General features: G+C 27.1%; 18 protein-coding genes. 9 read left to right on the top strand and 9 right to left on the bottom strand.

Annotation, left to right across the window (positions count from 1 at the left end; genetic code table 11):
- Nucleotides 1-389: 389 nt before the first annotated feature.
- Together C4S77_RS09190 and C4S77_RS09195 are read right to left on the bottom strand one after the other, a co-directional pair.
- The gene (locus C4S77_RS09190; protein ID WP_105247288.1) at nucleotides 390-1709 is read right to left on the bottom strand and encodes an aspartate kinase; all 1320 of its coding nucleotides are present in this window, start codon (nucleotides 1707-1709) and stop codon (nucleotides 390-392) included.
- A gap of 542 nt (nucleotides 1710-2251) precedes the next feature.
- On the bottom strand, nucleotides 2252-2536 hold the full coding sequence (locus C4S77_RS09195) for a hypothetical protein (RefSeq protein WP_105247289.1): 285 nt from the start codon (nucleotides 2534-2536) through the stop codon (nucleotides 2252-2254).
- 118 nt (nucleotides 2537-2654) lie between these two features.
- Between C4S77_RS09195 and glsA the strand changes: the two genes are divergently transcribed.
- The 6 genes from glsA to C4S77_RS13235 all read left to right on the top strand — a co-directional run bounded on the left by glsA (nucleotide 2655) and on the right by C4S77_RS13235 (nucleotide 12771).
- Nucleotides 2655-3698, top strand: coding sequence for a glutaminase A (gene glsA / locus C4S77_RS09200; protein WP_260209730.1), 1044 nt, complete (start codon nucleotides 2655-2657; stop codon nucleotides 3696-3698).
- Between the two features lie 65 nt (nucleotides 3699-3763).
- Nucleotides 3764-4135: a hypothetical protein gene (locus C4S77_RS09205; protein ID WP_105247291.1), complete on the top strand. Its 372-nt coding sequence runs from the start codon at nucleotides 3764-3766 to the stop codon at nucleotides 4133-4135.
- A 3-nt stretch (nucleotides 4136-4138) separates the two neighbouring features.
- Nucleotides 4139-5029 (top strand): hypothetical protein, encoded by an 891-nt coding sequence (locus C4S77_RS09210; protein ID WP_105247292.1) that lies wholly within the window; start codon nucleotides 4139-4141, stop codon nucleotides 5027-5029.
- A 130-nt stretch (nucleotides 5030-5159) separates the two neighbouring features.
- Nucleotides 5160-9530 carry a DNA polymerase III subunit alpha gene (gene dnaE, locus C4S77_RS09215; RefSeq protein WP_105247293.1) on the top strand — a complete coding sequence of 1457 codons (4371 nt, stop codon included), beginning with the start codon at nucleotides 5160-5162 and terminating at the stop codon, nucleotides 9528-9530.
- 420 nt (nucleotides 9531-9950) lie between these two features.
- Nucleotides 9951-11231 (top strand): DUF6080 domain-containing protein, encoded by a 1281-nt coding sequence (locus tag C4S77_RS09220; RefSeq protein WP_105247294.1) that lies wholly within the window; start codon nucleotides 9951-9953, stop codon nucleotides 11229-11231.
- A gap of 262 nt (nucleotides 11232-11493) precedes the next feature.
- A complete protein-coding gene (locus tag C4S77_RS13235; protein WP_105247295.1) occupies nucleotides 11494-12771 on the top strand; it encodes a DUF6080 domain-containing protein in 1278 nt (425 codons plus the stop codon).
- Nucleotides 12772-13301: 530 nt separating this feature from the next.
- On the opposite strand, the gene C4S77_RS09230 is transcribed toward C4S77_RS13235, so the two are convergent.
- Nucleotides 13302-14348, bottom strand: a complete 1047-nt coding sequence (locus C4S77_RS09230; protein ID WP_105247296.1) for an FUSC family protein — start codon at nucleotides 14346-14348, stop codon at nucleotides 13302-13304.
- A gap of 147 nt (nucleotides 14349-14495) precedes the next feature.
- On the opposite strand from C4S77_RS09230, the gene C4S77_RS09235 reads away from it, so the two are divergent.
- Nucleotides 14496-15020 (top strand): methylated-DNA--[protein]-cysteine S-methyltransferase, encoded by a 525-nt coding sequence (locus tag C4S77_RS09235; RefSeq protein WP_105247297.1) that lies wholly within the window; start codon nucleotides 14496-14498, stop codon nucleotides 15018-15020.
- Nucleotides 15021-15147: 127 nt separating this feature from the next.
- Here C4S77_RS09235 and C4S77_RS09240 read toward each other — a convergent pair whose 3' ends face one another.
- Nucleotides 15148-16026 carry a DMT family transporter gene (locus tag C4S77_RS09240; RefSeq protein WP_181042864.1) on the bottom strand — a complete coding sequence of 293 codons (879 nt, stop codon included), beginning with the start codon at nucleotides 16024-16026 and terminating at the stop codon, nucleotides 15148-15150.
- Nucleotides 16027-16096: 70 nt separating this feature from the next.
- Between C4S77_RS09240 and C4S77_RS09245 the strand changes: the two genes are divergently transcribed.
- A complete protein-coding gene (locus C4S77_RS09245; protein ID WP_105247299.1) occupies nucleotides 16097-16924 on the top strand; it encodes a TerC family protein in 828 nt (275 codons plus the stop codon).
- 55 nt (nucleotides 16925-16979) lie between these two features.
- Here the strand turns inward: C4S77_RS09245 and C4S77_RS09250 are convergent, their stop codons facing one another.
- The 4 genes from C4S77_RS09250 to C4S77_RS09265 form a co-directional block, all read right to left on the bottom strand.
- Nucleotides 16980-17276, bottom strand: coding sequence for a Dabb family protein (locus C4S77_RS09250; protein WP_105247340.1), 297 nt, complete (start codon nucleotides 17274-17276; stop codon nucleotides 16980-16982).
- 104 nt (nucleotides 17277-17380) lie between these two features.
- A complete protein-coding gene (locus C4S77_RS09255) occupies nucleotides 17381-17869 on the bottom strand; it encodes a GNAT family N-acetyltransferase (protein ID WP_105247341.1) in 489 nt (162 codons plus the stop codon).
- 32 nt (nucleotides 17870-17901) lie between these two features.
- Nucleotides 17902-19437 carry a YifB family Mg chelatase-like AAA ATPase gene (locus C4S77_RS09260; RefSeq protein WP_105247300.1) on the bottom strand — a complete coding sequence of 512 codons (1536 nt, stop codon included), beginning with the start codon at nucleotides 19435-19437 and terminating at the stop codon, nucleotides 17902-17904.
- Between the two features lie 43 nt (nucleotides 19438-19480).
- A complete protein-coding gene (locus tag C4S77_RS09265) occupies nucleotides 19481-19891 on the bottom strand; it encodes a hypothetical protein (protein WP_105247301.1) in 411 nt (136 codons plus the stop codon).
- Between the two features lie 147 nt (nucleotides 19892-20038).
- Between C4S77_RS09265 and typA the strand changes: the two genes are divergently transcribed.
- Nucleotides 20039-21793 carry a translational GTPase TypA gene (gene typA / locus C4S77_RS09270; RefSeq protein ID WP_105247302.1) on the top strand — a complete coding sequence of 585 codons (1755 nt, stop codon included), beginning with the start codon at nucleotides 20039-20041 and terminating at the stop codon, nucleotides 21791-21793.
- 71 nt (nucleotides 21794-21864) lie between these two features.
- On the opposite strand, the gene trxA is transcribed toward typA, so the two are convergent.
- The gene (gene trxA, locus C4S77_RS09275; protein WP_105192403.1) at nucleotides 21865-22182 is read right to left on the bottom strand and encodes a thioredoxin; all 318 of its coding nucleotides are present in this window, start codon (nucleotides 22180-22182) and stop codon (nucleotides 21865-21867) included.
- Nucleotides 22183-22340 lie beyond the last annotated feature (158 nt).

Below are 22340 nucleotides of genomic sequence, written 5' to 3' on the forward strand. Positions count from 1 at the left end.
ACTTTAGTTTTAAGATATTTATTATTTATTTATCAATAAAAGTAGAAAAAAAATTAAAAAAAAATTAAAAAATACAATAATGATCTATCTATAATTAAATTAAGATTAATAATATTTAAAAATATAATTTTGTAATATTCTTATTTTTCATAATTTACATTATGTTTTATGTTATTAATGATAAATATCATGTTTAATGAAACCTTAATTAATCGCTTTATTATTTTTTATTCATATTTTATCATATATTATAAAAACAACATGAAAAATATTAACAAACACGCAATACTACCATAAACTTTAATATTAATTATGCATAAAAAAAGGACAATTGATATGTATCAATTGTCCTTTTAAACTAAATATTTTAAAGTAGTTACATTTAATAACTAATAACCAAATAACTTGGTATTTAATGCTTGTAAAGCTTCTTTTTTAAATTTACTATCTATAACTACTGAAATATTATGTTCGCTGCCTCCATAAGAAATCATATGTAAAGGAATTTCTTTAAACGCATCTAATATTTTCACCCCATAACCTGCTTCTTTTTTGGCTAAATTTCCAACTATTGCTATAATAGTTTGGTCTTTTTCTAGCTCTACATTCGCTATTTCTTTTAATTCTGTTATAATATTATCCAAATAAGAATCATTATCTATTGTCAGAGATACTGCTACCTCTGAAGTTGTTATCATATCAATGGAAGTTCTATATTTATCAAATATTTCAAATATAGTTTTGAGAAATCCATAGGCAAGCAGCATTCTACCACTTCTTATAGTTATAGCATAAATTCCATCTTTAGCAGCAACAGCTCGTATTCCATCTGGAGTTTTAATATTGCCAATTAAGGTTCCTTTGGCATCGGGCTGCATAGTATTTTTAAGAGATACCGGAATACCTCTTTTTTGAGCTGGAAGAATACAAGTAGGATGTAAAATTTTAGCCCCAAAATAAGCGAGTTCAGCCGCTTCTTCAAAGCTTAATTCATCAATTGGATGTGTTTTTTCTACAAATCGAGGATCGTTGTTATGCATCCCGTCAATATCCGTCCATATTTGTATTTCTTTGGCTTCAATTACCGCTCCTATAATACATGCTGTATAATCACTACCTCCTCTTTGGAGATTATCTATATCACCTTGTGCATTTTTACATATATAACCTTGGGTTATAAAAAAATTTATCTCCGGATATTTTTTAAGCTCTTTTTGAATATGTTCTTCTATATAGGACATATCCGGCTCACCTTCCTTATTAATTCTCATAAAGTCTAAAGCCGGAAGTATAATTGATTTTTCTCCTATTTCACTTAAATAATAATGAAACATATGAGTACTTAAAAGCTCTCCTTGCGATAATATGATTTTCTCTTCTTTTGCAGTAAATAAGGGATAATCAATAAAGGTCCTTATATACTCAAAATATTGGTCTATTAATTCATTTCCTTTTTGTAAAATAGTTTTATTTGTATATAAATCTTTTATTTCTTCTCTATACTTTTTTTCAAGAGCATCTATTAATTCTTGAGCTTTCTTAATATTTTTTTTATATAATGACTGAGATATTTCTACTAAAGAATTAGTAGTTCCACTCATAGCAGATAAAACAACTATTTTAGACTCTTGGTTTTTTGTCAGTTCTGCAAGATTCTTTATACGTTCAGCACTCCCTACACTAGTGCCTCCAAATTTTAATACTAACATTTTTATTTTATTATAAAATTGAAGCAAAAATACATATTTTATAAATTCCTATATTTATTTATTCCTTAAAAGATCATTTCAGGACATTAATAAAATTATTATGATTTCAATCTTCTATAATGTGTTTTATTTAATTATAGAACTAAATATTTTAACATATCTTATTTTTTTATTATATATATTTTTTTTAGAAAATATTTTTATATTTATAAAAAACACCTCTCTTTTTAATATTAAAAAATACGTTTAAAATAACAATTTCACAAATTTTATCTATAAAATAAAAAATTAGGTGTCAAATAAAATAGAAAAGACCATTTTTTTAATAAAATATATTGTATATAATCATTTATTAATTTAGAATTTAAAGTTAGGAGATATTAAATTTGCTTATTAAATCTAAATTAAAAGAATTTATTAAATAATTTACAAATAAATTTATTTAATAAAAATTTATATTAAATAAAGATCATACATTATTATTAAAAACAAAAAAGAAGCTTGATAATATAAGCTTCTTTTTTATTAAAATTATAATTATTTTATTTATCTTTTGATATATCTTTTATTTTACGTTTTGCTTCTGCGGTCATATCCCCTACTTTATCACTTATCTTATTCCCAAAATCTTCTGCCTTATCTGACATATTACTAAAAAATGTAGATATAGATTCTTTCATATTTTCATATTTCCCTTTAAAAAATTTATTCCAATCTATGTGAATGTTTTCTTTATCCATAAAATCTTTTAATACAGATAACGTTTTCATTGCTTGATCTTTAGTTAAACCTACTTCATTTTGAAGTTTTTCTAATATATTTTCCATAACTTAACATTATATTTTAAGAGTTATTATATTTGAAAAACAAAAATTAGACCCAATTTATATTTTTTCTAATAATTTGTCATTATTTTTAAAAAATTAAAATAAAAACATATTTTACATGATTAAATTAATATACATTAATGTTATGAAACATATATTTTACTTATGCATTATTTTCTTTTCTTTGACAAACTCCTGTTTTACTCAAACTAGAAAAGAAAATACGATAGTAATCAATAAAAATGAACAAAACATAAATGATCTACTTTCTACTATTTGGGAAGACAGCCAAACATATATTTCTAAAGGACAAGTTGCAGACTACATCCCTGAATTAAGTAAAGCAAATAAGAATTTAGTTGGAATCGCTATCATTGATAATAAAGGCAAACTATATACAAAAGGAGATACCCAAAACAAATTTACTATACAAAGTATTTCTAAAGTTATAGCTCTTATGATTGCCGTTAAAGAAAGAGGAGAATCTTACATTTTTGAACGAATGGGTTATTATGGCACCAACGCTCCTTTTAATTCTTTTGAGGAAATTCAAACACAGAACAAACCTCTAAACCCTATGATGAATGCGGGCGCTATTGTTACAACTTCTTTAATACTAGGAAAAAAAGAAGAGGCCTATCTCAAAATTTTGAAGATGATTCGTTTTATTACTAAAAATGAATCTATTACGATCAATCAGGCTGTATATCTTTCCGAAAAAAAAACCGGAAACCGTAACCGGGGAATGTTTTATTTATTAAAAAATTATGGCTTATTTGAAGCTGAAGATGAGGAAAGCCTGAATAACTATTTTAGACAATGTTCCATAGAGGTAAATGCAGAAGATTTAGCTAAAATCGGTTATTTTTTTGCTCATGATTGTACTCGTTTTGACGGAGATAAAACCTATTATAACCCGGAAATGAGTAAACTAATCAATTCTATAATGCTTACTTGTGGTATGTATGATTATAGTGGCGAATATTCTCGTAAAGTTGGTTTTCCCTCAAAATCTGGTGTTGGTGGAGGAATTATGGGCGTTGTACCAGGAAAATACGGCATAGGAACCTTTAATCCTTCATTAGATAACCATGGAAACTCAGTTCCAGGAGTTTATATTATGGAAAGCTTAAGTAAAAAGTTAGATTTAAGTATTTTCTAAAAAAAATCTTTTATTTTACAAAATTAATTATCTTAGCATCGCCTAGAATTAAATAACTAACAATAATGAAAAATATAATCACTGCTTTATTTTTATTATTTTTGACAAGTTGTGGTATCGGTAATTATCCTTTAACAACTTTTTATGTAAAAAACACTTCTGATAAGCCAATTAATTTTAAAGCATCCGTTTTAAAATTTTCTCAATTGAATGGTTCTTATGTCATTACACAAAGTTTTGAAGTACCTCCCAATGATAGCCTTTTAGTAAGACAAGCTCATTACAAAAAAGATGCAGAAAATCCCCAAAATTGGTTTACTAAATTTGATATTTTTCCTGTAGATGGGATCTCTTTAAATGACCCTAATTTACCTGTTAACTGGAGAAAATATTTTAAAAATAGGAAACCTATTTTTACGTTTACTTTAAACCAATAATCTATGAAAAAAATATCATTTCTATTTTTAATTTTATTCCCTTTTCTAGTTTTTGCCCAGAATGAAAAAATTTTTGAACGTCTTTCTGCTATAGAAGATAATAATGGTAAAATTTGGTATAATATTGATGGATATAGTATATCTAAAGAGGTTTTCAATTCTGAATTTAATGAAAAGGGATTAAAAAAACTTTACCGAAAACATGCTATTACGAATGAAGACCAAAAAATTAAAAACGATAGTATTATAATTAATAACTTACATGTATTAAAAGAAAAAAAAATATCTGATAGCCTAATAGAAAAAAATTCTTATTATTTTCTAGAAAACCCAAATAAAAGCACTACTCTTATCTGGTTTGGTAAAACAGGGGATTCAGATTTATCTCTAGAACAAACTTTGGTCAATTTAATTATTGAAAATAAAATTCCTAAAGAGAATTTTAAATCTATGAATATTGAAATTCTTGATTTTGCAGGAAGACCTATAGATTTAGGTAAAAATAATTGTTATTGGACTTTTCTCAACACTGTACAATGTCCTGACTATGGAGAAATGAACTGGTCTATCCATAAAAGTTTAGTTAACGCAAAACAATCTATAAAAAATCAACTTCTTTTAACTTTATCAAGAAAAAGTGGAAAAATTGACTCTGAAGAATGGGTAGATGTTGAATTTGAAGGAGTATCAACCAAAGCAAAAAAGATAATTTACTCTTTTAAAGGCATTAAATCATTAATAACCAAAATATATGGAGGCAATACACTTACTATATATTATGTAGCTGATAAAGTGAGAGATAAATATATAAGTTGCGTATTAAGTTTTTGGAATGACGAAGCCAGCTCAACTGGCTTATCTCCTTTATTAGATAAAATAATGTCTTTAAAATAAATTATTTATTTCTTAATATCATGTTTAAATTAATTATTTCAACTAAAATTAATTTAAATTTCTATTATCTTATAATACAACTAATAAATAATCTTAATTTTTTTAGATGAAAAAGTCCTAACTTTGTTATATGAAATTTTTAGTTTTTGATACAGAAACCACGGGTTTACCGGCAAATGCCCATGCTCCTGTTTCTGATTCCGATAATTGGCCTAGAATGGTGCAAATTGCCTGGCAATTACATGATGAAAATGGAGATTTAATTGAAAACTATGACTTTATTATCAAACCTGAAGGGTATGACATTCCCTTTAATGCTCAAAAAATTCACGGTATCAGTACCGAAAAAGCATTAGCAGAAGGACATAATCTTAAAACGGTATTAGAGAAGTTTAATGCAGTATTGGCTGACAGTCCTATTTTAGTAGGACAAAATATAGCATTTGATATACCTATTGTTGGAGCAGAATTCTACAGGAAATCTATTCAAAATACCATTGCAAATCTATCTCTTATAGATACCGCTCGTGAAGGAACAGACTTTTGCGCACTACCCGGAGGAATCGGTGGCGGATTTAAGTTCCCTAAACTATCCGAATTGTATGAAAAACTATTCGGTTATAATTTTGACGAAGCACATAATGCGGCTGCAGACGTAAATGCTACTGCCCAAGCTTTCTGGGAATTAGTGAGACTTAAACAGGTTAGTCCTCAAAAATTGCATTTTACAGAAGAAGAGCTCAATACTTTTATCAAAAATCATCCGGAACCATTTCAACCTTTCGATATAGTAATCCGTCAACAGGTAAAAGATTTTAATGAACAATTAAAAGAAAAAAAAGAAGGAGATTATAAATCTGTAGAAAATATTAATTACTCTCATTTTTTTCATTTTCATAACCATTCCGTATATTCCATTCTTACATCAACCAGTAAACATTCGGACCTTATAAAAAAAACATTAGAGTATAATATGCCTGCTCTTGGTATTACAGATTCAGGAAATTTAATGGGAGCCTTTGCCTTTCTAAACGAAATAAAAAAAGCAAATGGATCTATTAAGGATCATAATAAAAAAGTAGAAGCAGGTGAAATTTCAGAAACTTTAAAAAAAGAAATACTTCCTATTATAGGATGTGAATTGTATATTTCTGAAAACTATTTACAAAATAAATTTACTAAAGATAATCCTGATCGCAGATATACCCAAATCCTGATTGCAAAAAATCATGATGGATTTAAAAATCTTTCCAAATTATCTACTTTGGGTTATAAATTAGGATTATATGCTGGTTTTCCAAGAGTTGGAAAAGAACTTATTGAGAAATATAAAGAAAACCTTATAGCCACAACCGGAGGTCTATCTTCTGAAATTCCGAGTCTTATCTTAAATGTTGGAGAAAAACAGGCGGAAGAAGCCTTTATCTATTGGTTAGGATTATTTGGTGATGACTTTTATGTAGAATTATTACGGCATCATTTAGATGAAGAAGAGCACCTTAATAAAGTATTAATTAAATTTGCAAATAAATACGGGGTTAAAGTTTTAGCACAAAACGATACTTTTTATATTAATAAAGAGGAAGCTGAAACCCAAGATATTTTACTCTGCATTAAAGATGGAGAAAAACAATCTACTCCTATCGGAAGAGGATTCGGAAAACGCTATGGACTTCCTAACAAGGAATATAATTTTAAATCTCAAAAAGAAATGGCTCAATTATTTGCTGATATGCCTGAAGCTATTGAAAATTTTGAAGATTTTATTAAAAAATTTGAACCTTATCAATTAACACGAGATGTATTACTTCCCAAGTTTGATATTCCTGAAGAATTTAAAGATCCTCAAGATCAAATCGATGGAGGTAAAAGAGGTGAAAATGCTTATTTAGCTTATTTAACTTGGGAAGGTGCTAAAAAAAGATATGGAAATAATCTACCTGTGGAAACCAAAGATCGTTTGGAATTTGAACTTGAAACTATCGCAAAAACAGGATATCCCGGATATTTTCTTATCGTACAGGATTTTACTTCCCAAGCCCGAAAAATGGGTGTATCCGTGGGTCCCGGAAGAGGATCTGCCGCAGGTTCTGCTGTTGCCTATTGTATAGGAATCACAAATATAGACCCTATTAAATATGATTTACTGTTTGAACGTTTTCTTAATCCCGATCGGGTTTCTCTTCCCGATATAGATATAGACTTTGACGACCGGGGACGTGAAAAAATTATACAGTGGGTAGTAGATAAATATGGAGAAAATCAGGTAGCCCAGATTATTACATATGGTACGCTGGCAGGGCGATCTGCCATACGGGATGCCGGGAGGGTTCTTGAATTACCTTTAAGTGATACCGATCGTTTATCAAAGAATCTACCCCCTAGCCTAAACCTTACCAAACTAAAAAATAAGTCTGAAAATGATCTGATTAAAGATTTTGGTAAAGAAGAGGTAGAACCGGTACTTCAACTCAAACATAAATTTGAAGCGGATGATCTTGAAGGAAAAGTTATACAGAATGCCTATCAGTTAGAAGGAAGTTTGCGTAATACCGGAGTACATGCCTGTGGTGTAATAATTACACCTGAAGATATAACCAATTTAATTCCGGTTGCCGTGGCTAAAGATTCATCATTACTCGTATCTCAGTTTGATAACTCTGTAGTGGAAAGTGCCGGATTATTAAAAATGGACTTTCTAGGACTTCGTACTCTTACAATTATTAGCGATACTATTGAAATTATCAGAAAACGTACAGGAGAAACTTTAAATCCTGATGAATTTCCTCTGGATGATGAAAAAACCTATGACATATTTAAAAACGGAAATACCGTAGGAATATTCCAGTACGAATCCCCTGGAATGCAAAAACATCTTAAAGCTCTTCAACCTGATAAGTTTGAAGATCTTATTGCAATGAATGCTTTATATCGTCCAGGACCGCTTCAATACATTCCCAATTTTATTAACCGTAAACACGGAAAAGAAGAAATTACTTATGACTTGGAAGATATGGAAGAATACCTTGCTGATACATATGGAATTACCGTATATCAAGAGCAGGTGATGCTTCTCTCTCAAAAGTTAGCCGGATTCAGTAAAGGAGATGCGGATGTGCTGAGAAAAGCTATGGGAAAAAAACAAATTGAAGTTCTTAATAAAATGGAGGCTCGATTTCTGGAAGGAGCTATTGAGCGAGGACATCCTGAAGATAAACTTAAAAAAATATGGGAAGACTGGAAAGCTTTTGCCCAATATGCCTTCAATAAATCTCATTCAACCTGTTATGCTTTTATTGCGTTTCAAACTGCTTATCTCAAAGCTCATTACCCTGCTGAATTTATGGCGGCACTACTCAGTAACAACTTAAATAACCTTAGTACGCTTACTTTCTTTATGGAAGAATGTAAAAATATGGGACTTGAAGTATTAGGTCCTGATGTGAATGAAAGTGACTATGAATTTACCGTAAATGAAAAGGGGGCTATTCGTTTTGGAATGGGAGCTATTAAAGGAATTGGTGAAAATGCTGTAGAAGCGGTGGTTCATGAAAGACAAAACAAAGGTAAGTACAGTAATTTATTTGAATTTTTTGAAAGGACAGATTTAAAAAATATAAATAAAAAAGTATTAGAAAATTTAGTATTAGCCGGTGCTTTTGATGAATTAGCCAATAATAATAGAGCCCAATTTTTTATTGAAGAAAATGGCTCTAGTACTATAGAGAAACTGGTCAAATACGGAATTGCATATCAGGACAATAAAAATTCTGCTCAAAATTCTTTATTTGGAGATTTGGGAGATGAAGGTTTTGATGTAATGAAACCTGTAATACCCACTACAGAAGAGTGGAGTACAATGCATAAATTGAGTAAAGAAAAGGAAGTAGTAGGAATTTATATTTCCGCTCACCCTATGGATAACTATAAATATGAGATTGCCTTAATAAAGCCCAAAGATATAGCCGAAATTAACGAACACAAAGAAAATTATATTAATAAAGAAGTTTATATTGCTGGAATGATCACCCGTTTTGAGCATCGGGAAATTAATGATGGAAGAACAAGAGTTGCCTTTTTTGATGTGGAAGATAAAACAGGAACTATCTCATTGAAACTTAAAAAAAACTATCTGGATTTACAAAAATATCTGATTCCTAATTTATTCGTATTAATTAAAATAACCGTGGGAATGATTCGGGATAATGGTTTTGTCTACATCAATGTCCTAAATATGGAAGAACTTAGTGAAGTAATTAGTAAACATGCTAAAAAACTAACCATTAAAATAAACTTAGAGGATCTGGATGAAAATACATTAACAACACTAAACAAGGTATGTGATGAAAATTCAGGTTCAAAAGATATTCATTTTGAGATTATTGACAAAAAAAATAATATGTTTCTGGAATCTGCGTCTATGAATAAACGTGTGAATATTACTAAAGAAATTCTGGATGTAATTAAAGATGAATTATTTTTAGATTTTAAACTCAATTAATATATTATCTTTTTATGATTATATGTATATTAAATAATTAGTTTTTTTTTATAATTTACCAAAAAAAATTATAAGTATAAATCTAGCATGTATTTTTATACCATTTTGAATATTATTGCTTTTATGGAAAAATCCTATATAATTCTAACAAACATAGGATAAAGTAATAAAATTTTCCTCTTGTTAAATTTAATTAATCAAAATTACTAATAATTATAACAATTCATTTTTAAATATAAAATAAATTATATTAATTTATAATTAAAAATAGCTGATTGTTTATTTTATTAAAAAACAAAATATAAATTAAACAACCAATCAAGTCTTATATAATTAAAATCATTTGTTTTCTCTCATTAATTATAAGTATATTTACAAGGAAATATTTATATTATTTCACATATAAATAAATGATCCTTTATGACTAAAATATGTTCTTTTTTCCCGGAATTCAAATCTGTTATTAAGCTCATAATTCCTAATTCAAAAGCAGAATATTTTTTATTATTCCTTTTTATTATTCTTTATTACCCCTTAGGAATATACTTAAGTTTAAATACTGATATAATTGATGAAAAATATGTTTTTGACCTTTATTTTAGTTTTGATAATGCTGTAAACATGTATTATGGAGTAAGAGGGCAGGAAACCCATCCATTAAGTTATACTTTTTATCTGCCTATACGAGCCATTTATTTAACTCTGGATTACTTTTCTTATAATAGTAAAATATTTACTCTTTTTGTAACTTTTCTCTGCTCTGCATTAATTTCTTATTCTAATCTTTTTGTTTTTAAATACCTGAAAAATATAATTAAATTAAATGTTAAATATTGTTACAGTATTACACTATTTTATGCTTTTTTCAGCGGCAACATAATTCTTTCTTTTACACCTGATTCTTTTACTTTTACTTTATTTTTATTATCTATGAACGCTTATATTGCTTCTTATTTAATTACTAAAAATAAAATTCTTAGTTATGGATATTATTTAGTTTCAGGAGTATTAATTGGAGGACAGACAATTACAAACCTTTCTAAAGTTCTTATTCCTGTCTTGTTTGAAAAAAAACTAGTAAAGAAAAATTTATCTTATTTTTTAAAAAAAATATCACTACTATCTTTAATTTTTTTAATCATACTTATACTCATTCCATATAAATTTAATTTATATTCTTTTATTGCCAACAATGTAGTTCGCCAAAGAGTTTTTAAAGTAAAAGATTTTTCAATTTTTGATTCTTTTATTTCTTATTTCTTTGGTGGAAACATGCTTCTTCCTTCTTTAAAAATTGACAATAGCCCTTGGAAATGGATAACCCATCAGGGTATTTATCTTAATTTTTATAATTCAACATACCAATATATTTTTGTTTTTTCTGTTTTAGGACTTATTTTATGGTCCATAAATAAAAACATAAAAAACAAATTATTATGGATTTTATTGTTGAGCTGGGGTATTGATATTTTCTTATTAATTGTTTTCAAACTTAGTCTAAATGAAAGTTTTATTTATGGAGGTCATTTTATATTTGTTATTCCGTTAATAATCGGTTGGTTATTTTATAAATTAAAAAATAGTTTTCAAAAAATACTTAATTATATTCTTATATTATATATTTTAATATTAATTTTTAATAATGGATGTAGAATATATCAGTTTATTCAATTAGCAGAATATATATGTCCTAATCCATAATTACTATATTATTGGCTTGAAAAAATTGATTTAATATTTTACATGAATTTTACTAATAAATTATTAATTACTTTTAATATATTTATCCCAAAAAATAAAAACACAACTTTAATATCTAATTTTAATTCAATATTATATATAATTAATTTTCTCCATATAGAATCTCAACGATTATTACCAATTATTAAAGTACATGCTTTTTCATATAATATGTATATTTACTTTCAATTATTTTATTTTAAGTATAAATAAACGATCATTTATGTCTAAATTAAGTTCATTTTTCTCAGAATTCAAATATATTTTTAAGCTTTTAAATCCTAATTCAAAAGCTGAAATTTTATTATTTTTATTTTTTATTATTCTTTATTATCCCCTTGGAATATACCTAAGTTTAGATACTTGTATAATAGATAAAAAAGATTTTTATGATCTTTATTTTAGTTTTGATAATAATGCCTTCATGTTTGCTGGATCTCATGACTATGAGACTCATCCTTTGAGTTTCGTATTCTTTTTACCTATGCGCTTTATTTATTTGACATTAGATTTCTTTTCTTTTAATCATAAAATATATATCCTTTTTAGTACTTTTTTTTGTTCTTTATTTGTTTCTTATTCCAATTTATTCGTATTTAAATATCTAAAAAATATAATTAAATTAAATGTTAAATATTGTTATAGCATTATATTATTTTATGCTTTTTTTAGTGGTAACATAATCCTATCTTTTACTGCTGATTCTTTTACTTTTAGTTTATTTTTATTATCTATGAATATTTATATAGCTTCATATTTCATTGCGAATAAAAAAATTCTTAGTTATGGATATTATATAATTATAGGAACTTTTATCGGAGGTCAGACTATTACAAACCTACCTAAAGCAATTGAACCTATATTGTTTGAAAAAAAATTTACTCATAAAAATTATCCTTATTTTATAAAAAAAACATGTTTAATTACTTTTATTTTATCTTTAATTATACTTATTCCTTTTAAATTTAATTTATATTTTTTTATACTCCAAAATATAGATAGGAAAAATGTATTTAAAATGGAAAATTTTTCAATTTTTGATTCTTTTACTTCCTATTTCTTTGGAGGAAACATGCTTCTTCCTTCATTAAAAATTGATAATAGTCCATGGAAATGGATTCCCAATCAGGGTATTTATCTTAATTTTTATGATTCGATATTTCAATATCTTTTTGTTTTTTCTGTTTTAGGACTTATTTTGTACGCTATATTCAAAAACTTTAAAAACAAATTATTTTGGATTTTATTGCTAAGCTGGGGAATTGATATTTTCATATTAATTGTTTTTAAACTCAATCTTTCTGACAGTTTTATGTATGGGGGACATTTTATATTTGTTATTCCGTTACTAATCGGTTGGTTATTTTATAAATTAAAAAATAGTTTTCAAAAAATACTTAATTATTTTCTTATATTATTGATTTTAATATTAATTATCAATAATGGATTCAGAATATTTCAGTTTATTCAATTAGTAGAAAATTTATGTTCAAATCTTTAGTTTTAATATTTATTATTTTTATTGTGCATTATAATATTAATTTATTTTTAATAAAATATCAACTGAATTATTAATTAATAATATTTTTTTTTTATCAATAGCTTCCTAAAAATAAAATAAAAAAAATTAAAATCTACGTTGTTTTATTTTATCTTTAAATGCTCTATTATTAAGCATTATAATAAATCTCTATCAATAAAAAGTTATATCTACAAAAATTTACTTTTTTAAATATTCTCCTTTAAACATTTTTAAGATATTCTTTAATAATAAAATATCACAATTCCTACAAAGTAAAACTTATAATCATAATATTTTGTCTATAACAATAGTATTTATAAGTGAATATTCATATTTAGAGTTATGTAATAAGAGTTTTCCTAAAATAAACAATTTAATACATATTAATTATAAATTTAAATCCACTAAATGGTCTCAAAATATTATAATCTTATATTTAATAAATGATATCACAACTAAGGCTCTAAATATGATTTATATTTTAATTAATGTAAATTAAATATAATTTTTTATAATCTATGTATTTTTGACAATTTAAAATAAAACGACCTTATAGCCATAATTATTATTGCTGAAAAACCTCCTATTGCTGTAGCTATTATTCTATCAAAAGCTATTTCTAGTTCTGGTTTCCCCGTAAATGAAAACATCAAAACTGCAGAAATAGTTATAAAAGTAGTTAATATTGCATAGGTTTGATTAGAAAATACATAACATAAATATAAAGAAACAATGATTTCAGCAGTCATAACATATTTTGAAGAATTTAATAAGACTAAACCTGTTGCTATAACAATACCTATAAAAGTTCCTAATAATCTATTTTTTGCTCGTTTAAAAGTATCCATAAAATCAGGTTTTAAAATAACTAAAGCTGTCATAGTCGCCCAATAATAATATTGAATTTTAAAAAAATAAATAAATATAAAACATATAAATATAGTTAATGCTGCATATACAGCAGCTGCATGAAAACGTATTTTTTTATCTATATCCTCATATATATTTTTCAAAATTTTAGCCATATTTTTAGGTTGAATTATATTCCTATGAAACGAAAACTTTCTTAATAGAAAAATAATACAAGCACATTGAAATAAACCTCCTACCATGATTAAACAACACCTAAGTACTGCTGAGTATAAATTTCCGGCATAATAACCCGCTACAAAATAAGCAATTGCCCATTGTAATAATATCCACCAAGCATTTTGATCAATTAACCCTACCAATGAACATAAACAAGCAAAAAACATACTTCCAATAACATATATTATATAATAATTTCCGGATATAGAACCCAATCCTGCACATAAACTCATACCAATAACAGCAATAATCATAGGGGCAAAAGGATATCTTAATATTTTTTTATTTGCACCATATCCTGCTGTTACAGCTCCACTTGCTGCTATACTGGCATATATAATATTATTACATATAAATCCAACTATATAAATGATTAATATACCTGGTAAAGAATACAAAGCAATTAATAGATCTTTTTTAGTCTCTTCTTTTAATGAAAATTTATTTATAATATTTCCGAATTTCATAAAAGCTAATATTTTATATTAACATTTACATGTACATTTAAACATACAAACACAAAAGTAATAATTACAAGCATATTTTATCCCTTTTTTATATTAAATTAAATTTGGATAAATATATTTGGACAGAATTTTGTATAGACTTAAGTTATGGAAAATATAGAAATACAATATTATAAGACTACTTTAGGAGAACTAATTATTGGTAGTTTTAATGATAAATTATGCTTATGTGATTGGAAATACCGAAAAGGTAGAGATTCTGTAGACCATAGAATTAAAAATTTTCTTAAAGCCAATTATTTGGAGCAATCTTCTCCTGTAATTGAAAAAACTATTTTTCAACTGGAAGAATATATAAATAAAAAAAGGGAAAGTTTTAGTATTCCATTAATTCTTTGTGGTTCGGAATTTCAAAAATCTGTCTGGAAAGAATTAGCTCATATACCTTATGGTAAAACTTATACTTATCTTCAACTTTCCAAAAACTTAAAAAATATTAAAGCTATCCGTGCAATAGCATCTGCTAATGGGGCAAATGCTATATCAATAATTATTCCTTGCCATCGGATTATTGGTAGCAATGGTGATCTAGTGGGTTATGCAGGCGGATTGGCTACTAAAAGAAAATTATTACAAATTGAAAGTAGTTATTTTCAAGAATCTTTATTTTAATGAAAATTATGAGGTTTTTTATACAAAATATTCTTTCTATTTAAATATGTATAAAACATCTCGAACTGTCATTTATCCATTTTAATCATAATATTCTTCTGTACACAAAATAAGTAAGTTTACTATTTTATATAGATAATTTTTTATTTTTTGTCTTCAGATATCCATTAATACATATAGCAATAATCATTACAGTGGTAGAAATATAAAATACAGAGCTCATAGCTTCTGTATCTTTCCATATAATAAATGCTATTAATATGGAGTATATAGGCTCCATATTGACAGAGAGCATAACGGTAAAAGGTGTTATATATTTCATCAAATTCATGGTAGCTATCATAGGAAAACTTGTCAATAAACTTCCTAATACTAAAATCCATAAAATATCTATCCTTTCAATATTTGCAATAGCCATCCAATTTTTCTCAAAAAACATGAAAAAATTTAATATAACAAATCCTCCTAATAATTCATAAAACGTAATTACAGATGAAGCTCCTTTATTACTCATATATCCATTAATTACGGAAAATAATGCGGAAAGAAAAGCACAGGTTATTCCCATAATTATTCCTTTCCAATATTTAACTTCTGTTTTAAATATTAACCCTATACAAATGATAATAATAATGCTAAGAAGAATTTCTGTTATTTTCAATTTTCTCCTGAATATAATAGGTTCTAAAAAAGCTGCAAAGAGGGTTCCTGTAGATAAAGTTGCTGTAGCTATAGATATGTTTGATATTTTTATAGCCCCATAAAATAATATCCAATGAGTTCCAATTATGGTACCAGTTCCTAAAAGCTGTAACATAAGTCTTTTACTTATAAGTAAGCTTTCTTTAGTATAAAAACATATATAAATAAAAATAAAGAGTTCAGCAATTAATATTCTCCCCCATACTAAAGGCACGGCATTTAAATTAATTAGCTTTCCTATTACCCCCGTAAAGCCCCATAAAAAAACTATTAATTGTAATTTAACCGTAGCTGAAAATCTCATTATTTTTCTAAAATGCCGGCAAATATAATAATCCATTTATTAAATTTGTTAAAAAAATATATAATATTTTATGGGGTTTATAGATGTTTTTTTATTGCCAAGTGCATGGATAGCTTTCCTAACTCTTGCATTTTTAGAAATAGTTCTTGGAATTGATAATATAGTATTTCTTTCAATCGTAACTTCTAAATTATCAAATGAGCAACAGCCAAAAGCTCGAAGAACAGGAATGTTACTCGCCATGTTTTTTCGTATAGGTTTACTTTTTGGAATTTCTTTTGTTATGAGTTTAACAAAACCTATTTATACTTTTAATACTTCATGGTTAGATGGTAGTATTTCCGGACAAAGTATTATTGTTTTTTTGGGTGGGTTATTCTTACTTTATAAAAGTGTAACTGAAATTCATCATAAACTTGAAGGGATAGATGAAACACATAATAATTCAAAAGCTAAAAATAGTTTTATATCAGCTATTGTTCAAGTTGTTGCCTTAGATATTGTATTTTCTTTTGATAGTGTATTAACAGCTGTAGGTTTAGTCAGTTTTAAAGAATTTGGATATGAGGGCGCTATGGGAATTATGATATTAGCTGTCATAGCTTCGGTAATGATTATGTTATTTTTTGCTGAGCCTGTTAGTAATTTTGTAAATTCTCACCCAACTATTCAAATTTTAGGTTTATCTTTTCTTATTTTAATAGGAGTTATGTTAATAACTGAAGCTTCTCACTTATCTCATTTAAAAATATTTAATACTGAAGTAGGCTCTATTCCTAAAGGTTATTTGTATTTTGCTATTGCTTTTTCACTTTTTGTTGAGTTTATAAATTTAAAATTAAATAAAAAGAAATCTACTCCTGTTCATCTTCATGATTCAGAAATAATAAATAAATAAAAAGAAGGATTATTTAATATTATAAAACTTCTTTTTTAAAAACATAATTAATATTTTAATTTACTTCATAATCAATTGCTACTCTTTGATCAATTACGGTTTTAATAAACTCAACAACCTTCAAATGTTCCGGATGATTGGCGTAAATATTTAGTTCTTCAAAAGAATTAAAATGTGTATCCAATAAGACATCAAAATTATTCTGGGGAGCTATGTCCATATTAAAACTAACTTGTATAAATTTCAGTTCTTTAATTATATTCTTTAATGCTTCTAAATCTTTTTTAATTTTACGAGCATTTTCTTTTTTATCAGCTTCTTTAAGCTTCCACATTACGATATGATGTATCATTTTTATTTTATTATTTTTTTGCAAATTACTATTTATCTCTGTTTTAAATATTATATATAGTCTATATTTATTAAAAAAATTAATTTTACAAAATTGTATCTTACTTATTTTAATATTAATTGCCAAGATTCAACATCGATCAGTTTATTAAATTTTTTTCCTGATTCTTTAAATATTCCTACCCTATGAAAGCCAAATTTTTTATGTAATCTTTGACTTTCCTTGTTAGGTAAAGAAATAACTCCTATTAATGAATGGATATTAATTTTTTCCGATTCTTTTATCAATGCTAATAGTAAACTACTACCAATTCCTTTGCCTATCTCATCATTTTTTAAATAAATACTGGTTTCCAGCGTAATGTCATATGCAGATCGTTCCCTCCAGTTATTTACATAAGCATATCCAATAATATAATTATCTTCTTCATATACTATATAAGGGTATCCTTTTACTAATACTTTTTCTATTCTTTTAGTAATATCTACTGCTGTTACTTTCTGCTCTTCAAAGGTAATTATCGTATCTTTAATATAGTAATTATAGATATCAGCTATTTCCTGTGCATCCGATAATTTTACAGATCTAATCATAACCATTACAATTAATTATACTTTTTTTTTTATTAAGTACCCCACCCTTCCCTATCCAAACTTCGATATTGTATTGCTTCTGCTATATGATGAGGCTGTATATTTTCACAATTTTCAAGGTCTGCAATAGTTCTCCCAACACGTAATATTCGATCATAGGCTCGGGCTGATAAATTTAATTTTTCAATAGCAGATTTTAATAGTTTTTTTGAGTTTTCATCTAATTGACAATATTTATCTAATTGTTTGGGACCTATTTGAGCATTATAATGAATTCCATCCGCGTTTTGATATCTTTCAGATTGTATATTTCTTGATTTTGTTACCCTTTTTCTAATTTCCAAACTACTTTCTCCCTTTCTCTTATTAGAAAGATCATCAAATGGTACTGGCGATACTTCTACATGTATATCTATTCTATCTAATAAAGGTCCAGAAATTTTATTCATATACCGTTGCATTTCCATTAGTGAACTGGTATTTTTTGGATCATCTGGAAAATATCCAGAAGGAGATGGATTCATGGATGCTACTAACATAAAACTGGAAGGATAAGTTATAGTAAATTTTGCTCGGGAAATAGTAACCACCCGATCTTCTAATGGCTGGCGCATAACTTCCAACACTTGTCTATTAAATTCAGGTAATTCATCTAAAAAAAGTACCCCATTATGAGAAAGTGATATTTCACCAGGTTGAGGATAACTTCCTCCTCCTACCAAAGCTACGCCTGATATGGTATGATGAGGAGAACGAAATGGCCGCACAGTTAATAAAGATGATTCTGATTCTAATTTTCCTGCTACACTATGAATTTTAGTAGTTTCTAATGCTTCCGAAAGAGTTAATGGGGGTAAAATGGAAGGCAATCTTTTTGCCAACATCGTTTTTCCACTTCCCGGGGGACCAATTAATAAAACATTATGCCCCCCTGCGGCAGCAACCTCTAAAGCTCTCTTAACATTTTCTTGCCCTTTAACCTCAGCAAAATCATATGGAAATTTATCTATATTCTCAAAAAATTCCTCTCGAGTATTAACTATTGTAGGCATTATTTTTTTTTCCTTGTCAAAAAAGTCAATTACTTCTTTTATATTATCCACCCCATAAACCTCTAAATCATTAACAATAGCAGCTTCTTTTGAATTCTTTTTAGGTAAAAAAAAACCTTTAAATCCTTCTTCCCTAGCCTTTATAGCGATTGGTAAAACTCCTTTTATGGGTTGTAAAGATCCATCTAAAGAAAGCTCACCCATAATTAAATATTTATCTATATCTTTTGCCTTAATCTGTTCGGAAGCTGTTAATATACCCATAGCAATTGTTAAATCATAAGCAGAGCCTTCTTTCCTTAAATCAGCTGGAGCTAAATTAACGGTAATTTTTTTCCCTGGCATTTTATAGCCACAATTTTTCAATGCTGCTGATATCCTGTGTGCACTTTCTTTTATTGCCATATCTGGCATTCCTACTAATTGATAACCCACCCCATTATCAATATTTACTTCTACAGTTATTATTTGAGCATTCACTCCATATACTGCACTCCCATAGGTTTTTACTAACATTTGTATTTTTTTTTGATAATTTTAGTTTATTTTAATTAAAAAACTATTTAGAAGCTGCATTTACTAACTTCATATACCAATCTGATAATTGTTTTTGTTTCTCCTTACTCAATTTATTTTTTATTTCTTGCATTTCTGTATCTATATCATTAGCCCTAATTTGCAATTCTAATATTTCGTCAGGATTATTAGAGCGATTAGCCTCTGCTATTTGCTCAAAATATTTTTTCACTTTTTTCACAAAAGCATCTGCTTCTTTATCATTAAATTGAGGAATATCCGTTTTTATTGGTTCTAAATCAATAGTATTCGAGATAGTTATTTCTTTATTTTCAACCACAGTAGTATCTAATTTTTTCATTACAGAAGTTTCTAAATCATTAGTTATTTTATCTTTTTTACAAGATAAAAAAAATAGGATACAAGAGATAAGTACTATATTAAATGATCTCATAGATATTATTTTAAATTTTATGTAAAAATACAATAAAAATATATGTAAGAATAAGTGTTTAACAGCAATCTGATTTTTTTAATTAAAAAAACACACATTTTATTTAGTAATAAAACATTACATTTGCACCGAAATTTAATATCTTATATGCAATCAATCAGAAACATCGCAATTATTGCCCACGTCGATCATGGAAAAACAACCTTAGTAGATAAAATAATTCAAGCATGCCATGTGGTAGAAAAAAATGAAGGAGATTTGATCTTAGACAATAATGATTTAGAGAGAGAAAGAGGAATTACAATTTTATCTAAAAATGTATCGGTAAATTATAAAGGAGTAAAAATCAACATAATAGACACTCCAGGGCATGCTGATTTCGGAGGAGAAGTAGAACGGGTATTAAAAATGGCTGATGGAGTACTTTTACTTGTTGATGCATTTGAAGGACCAATGCCTCAAACCCGTTTTGTTCTGAGCAAAGCTATAGAGTTAGGGCTTAAACCTATTGTAGTTATAAATAAAGTTGATAAAGAAAATTGCCAGCCTGAACATGTTCATGATCAAGTGTTTGAATTAATGTTTAATTTAGATGCTACAGAAGAACAACTTGATTTTGAAACTGTATATGGCTCTTCTAAGCAAGGATGGATGTCAGGAGATTACAAACATCCTACCGATAATATAGATTACTTATTAGATAAAATTATAGAATTAATTCCTGAAGCGCCATATGTGGAAGGTACTCCCCAAATGCAAATAACTTCATTGGACTTTTCTAGTTTTGTTGGAAAAATAGCTATTGGAAGAGTATACCGTGGAGATTTATATCCCGGCAAAGACTATACTCTTTGCCAAGAAGATGGAAAAAATAAAAAAATAAGAATTAAAGAACTACAAGTTTTTGAAGGTTTAGGTAGAAAATCTGTAGAATCCGTCCGAAGTGGAGATTTATGCGCTGTAATTGGTGTAGAAGGCTTTGATATAGGAGATACAATCGCTGATATTAATACTCCTGAAGCCCTTCCTAGAATCTCTATTGATGAACCTACCATGAGTATGCTATTTACTATTAATACTTCTCCTTTTTTTGGAAAAGAAGGCAAATATGTTACTTCCAGACACCTAAGAGATCGATTAATGAAAGAAACAGAAATAAATTTAGCTCTTCGAGTAGAAGAAACCGACTCAGAAGATAAATTTAATGTTTTTGGAAGAGGTATTCTTCATTTATCCGTATTAATTGAAACAATGAGAAGAGAAGGTTATGAATTGCAGGTAGGACGTCCTAGGGTCACAATTAAAGAAATTGATGGAGTAAAACATGAACCTTTTGAACATTTGGTTATTGATGTACCTGATTCTGTAGCAGGAAAAGCTATTGAATTAGTAACTCAAAGAAAAGGAGAATTAAAAATTATGGAACCAAAAGGAGATTTACAACATTTAGAATTTGACATTTCTTCCAGAGGTCTAATTGGATTAAGAAATTTACTCCTTACAGCTACTTCCGGTGAAGCTATTATTAATCACAGATTTAAAGATTTTGAACCTATGAAAGATATAATTCCTCAAAGACAAAATGGATCTTTAGTCTCGTCTGAAACGGGTCAGGCTCTAGCTTATGCCATTGACAGATTACAAGATAGAGGAAAGTTTTTTATTGAACCAGGAGATCAAATCTATAAGGGACAAATTGTTGGTGAACATAGTAGAGATAACGACTTAGAAGTTAATCTTATTAAAGGAAAAAAGTTAACAAATGTAAGAGCATCCGGTACCGACCAAGCAGCCAAAATTTTTCCAAAAGTTGAATTTTCATTGGAAGAATCTATGGAATATATTAAAGATGATGAATATTTAGAAATAACCCCTAAAAGTCTACGAATGAGAAAAATATAATTTTTCATATAGATTATAATATAAAAAACACCTTAAATGATTAAGGTGTTTTTTTATTATCTATTACCTACTTATAATAAAGATTGTAGTTTTTCAACTAACTTTTCTTTGGGCTGAACTCCTACAACTTTATCTACAACTTCTCCATTTTTAATAAATAAAAGTGTAGGAATATTTCTAATTCCATATTCCACTGGAATTTCTTGGTTGGAGTCTATATCTAGTTTAACCACTTTTATTTTTCCCTTAAATTCTTCAGATAATTCCTCAACAATTGGAGATAAACTCCTACAAGGGCCACACCATTCTGCCCAAAAATCTACCAAAACCGGTGTATTGGAACTTAATACTTCTTCTTTGAAAGATTGATCAGTAATTTCTATTGCCATATTTACTATATTATTTAAATTATTTTACTTTATTGGTATTATTAAAAAAAATTATAATAAACTCACCATTTTCTTATTTTATATACATATCAAAAAATAAACAAATTATATTATAACACAAAAAACATAAGATTAATCCTAATTATATTTAATGAAAA

It is taken from the genome of Apibacter adventoris, assembly GCF_002964975.1.
Classification (GTDB): domain Bacteria; phylum Bacteroidota; class Bacteroidia; order Flavobacteriales; family Weeksellaceae; genus Apibacter; species Apibacter adventoris.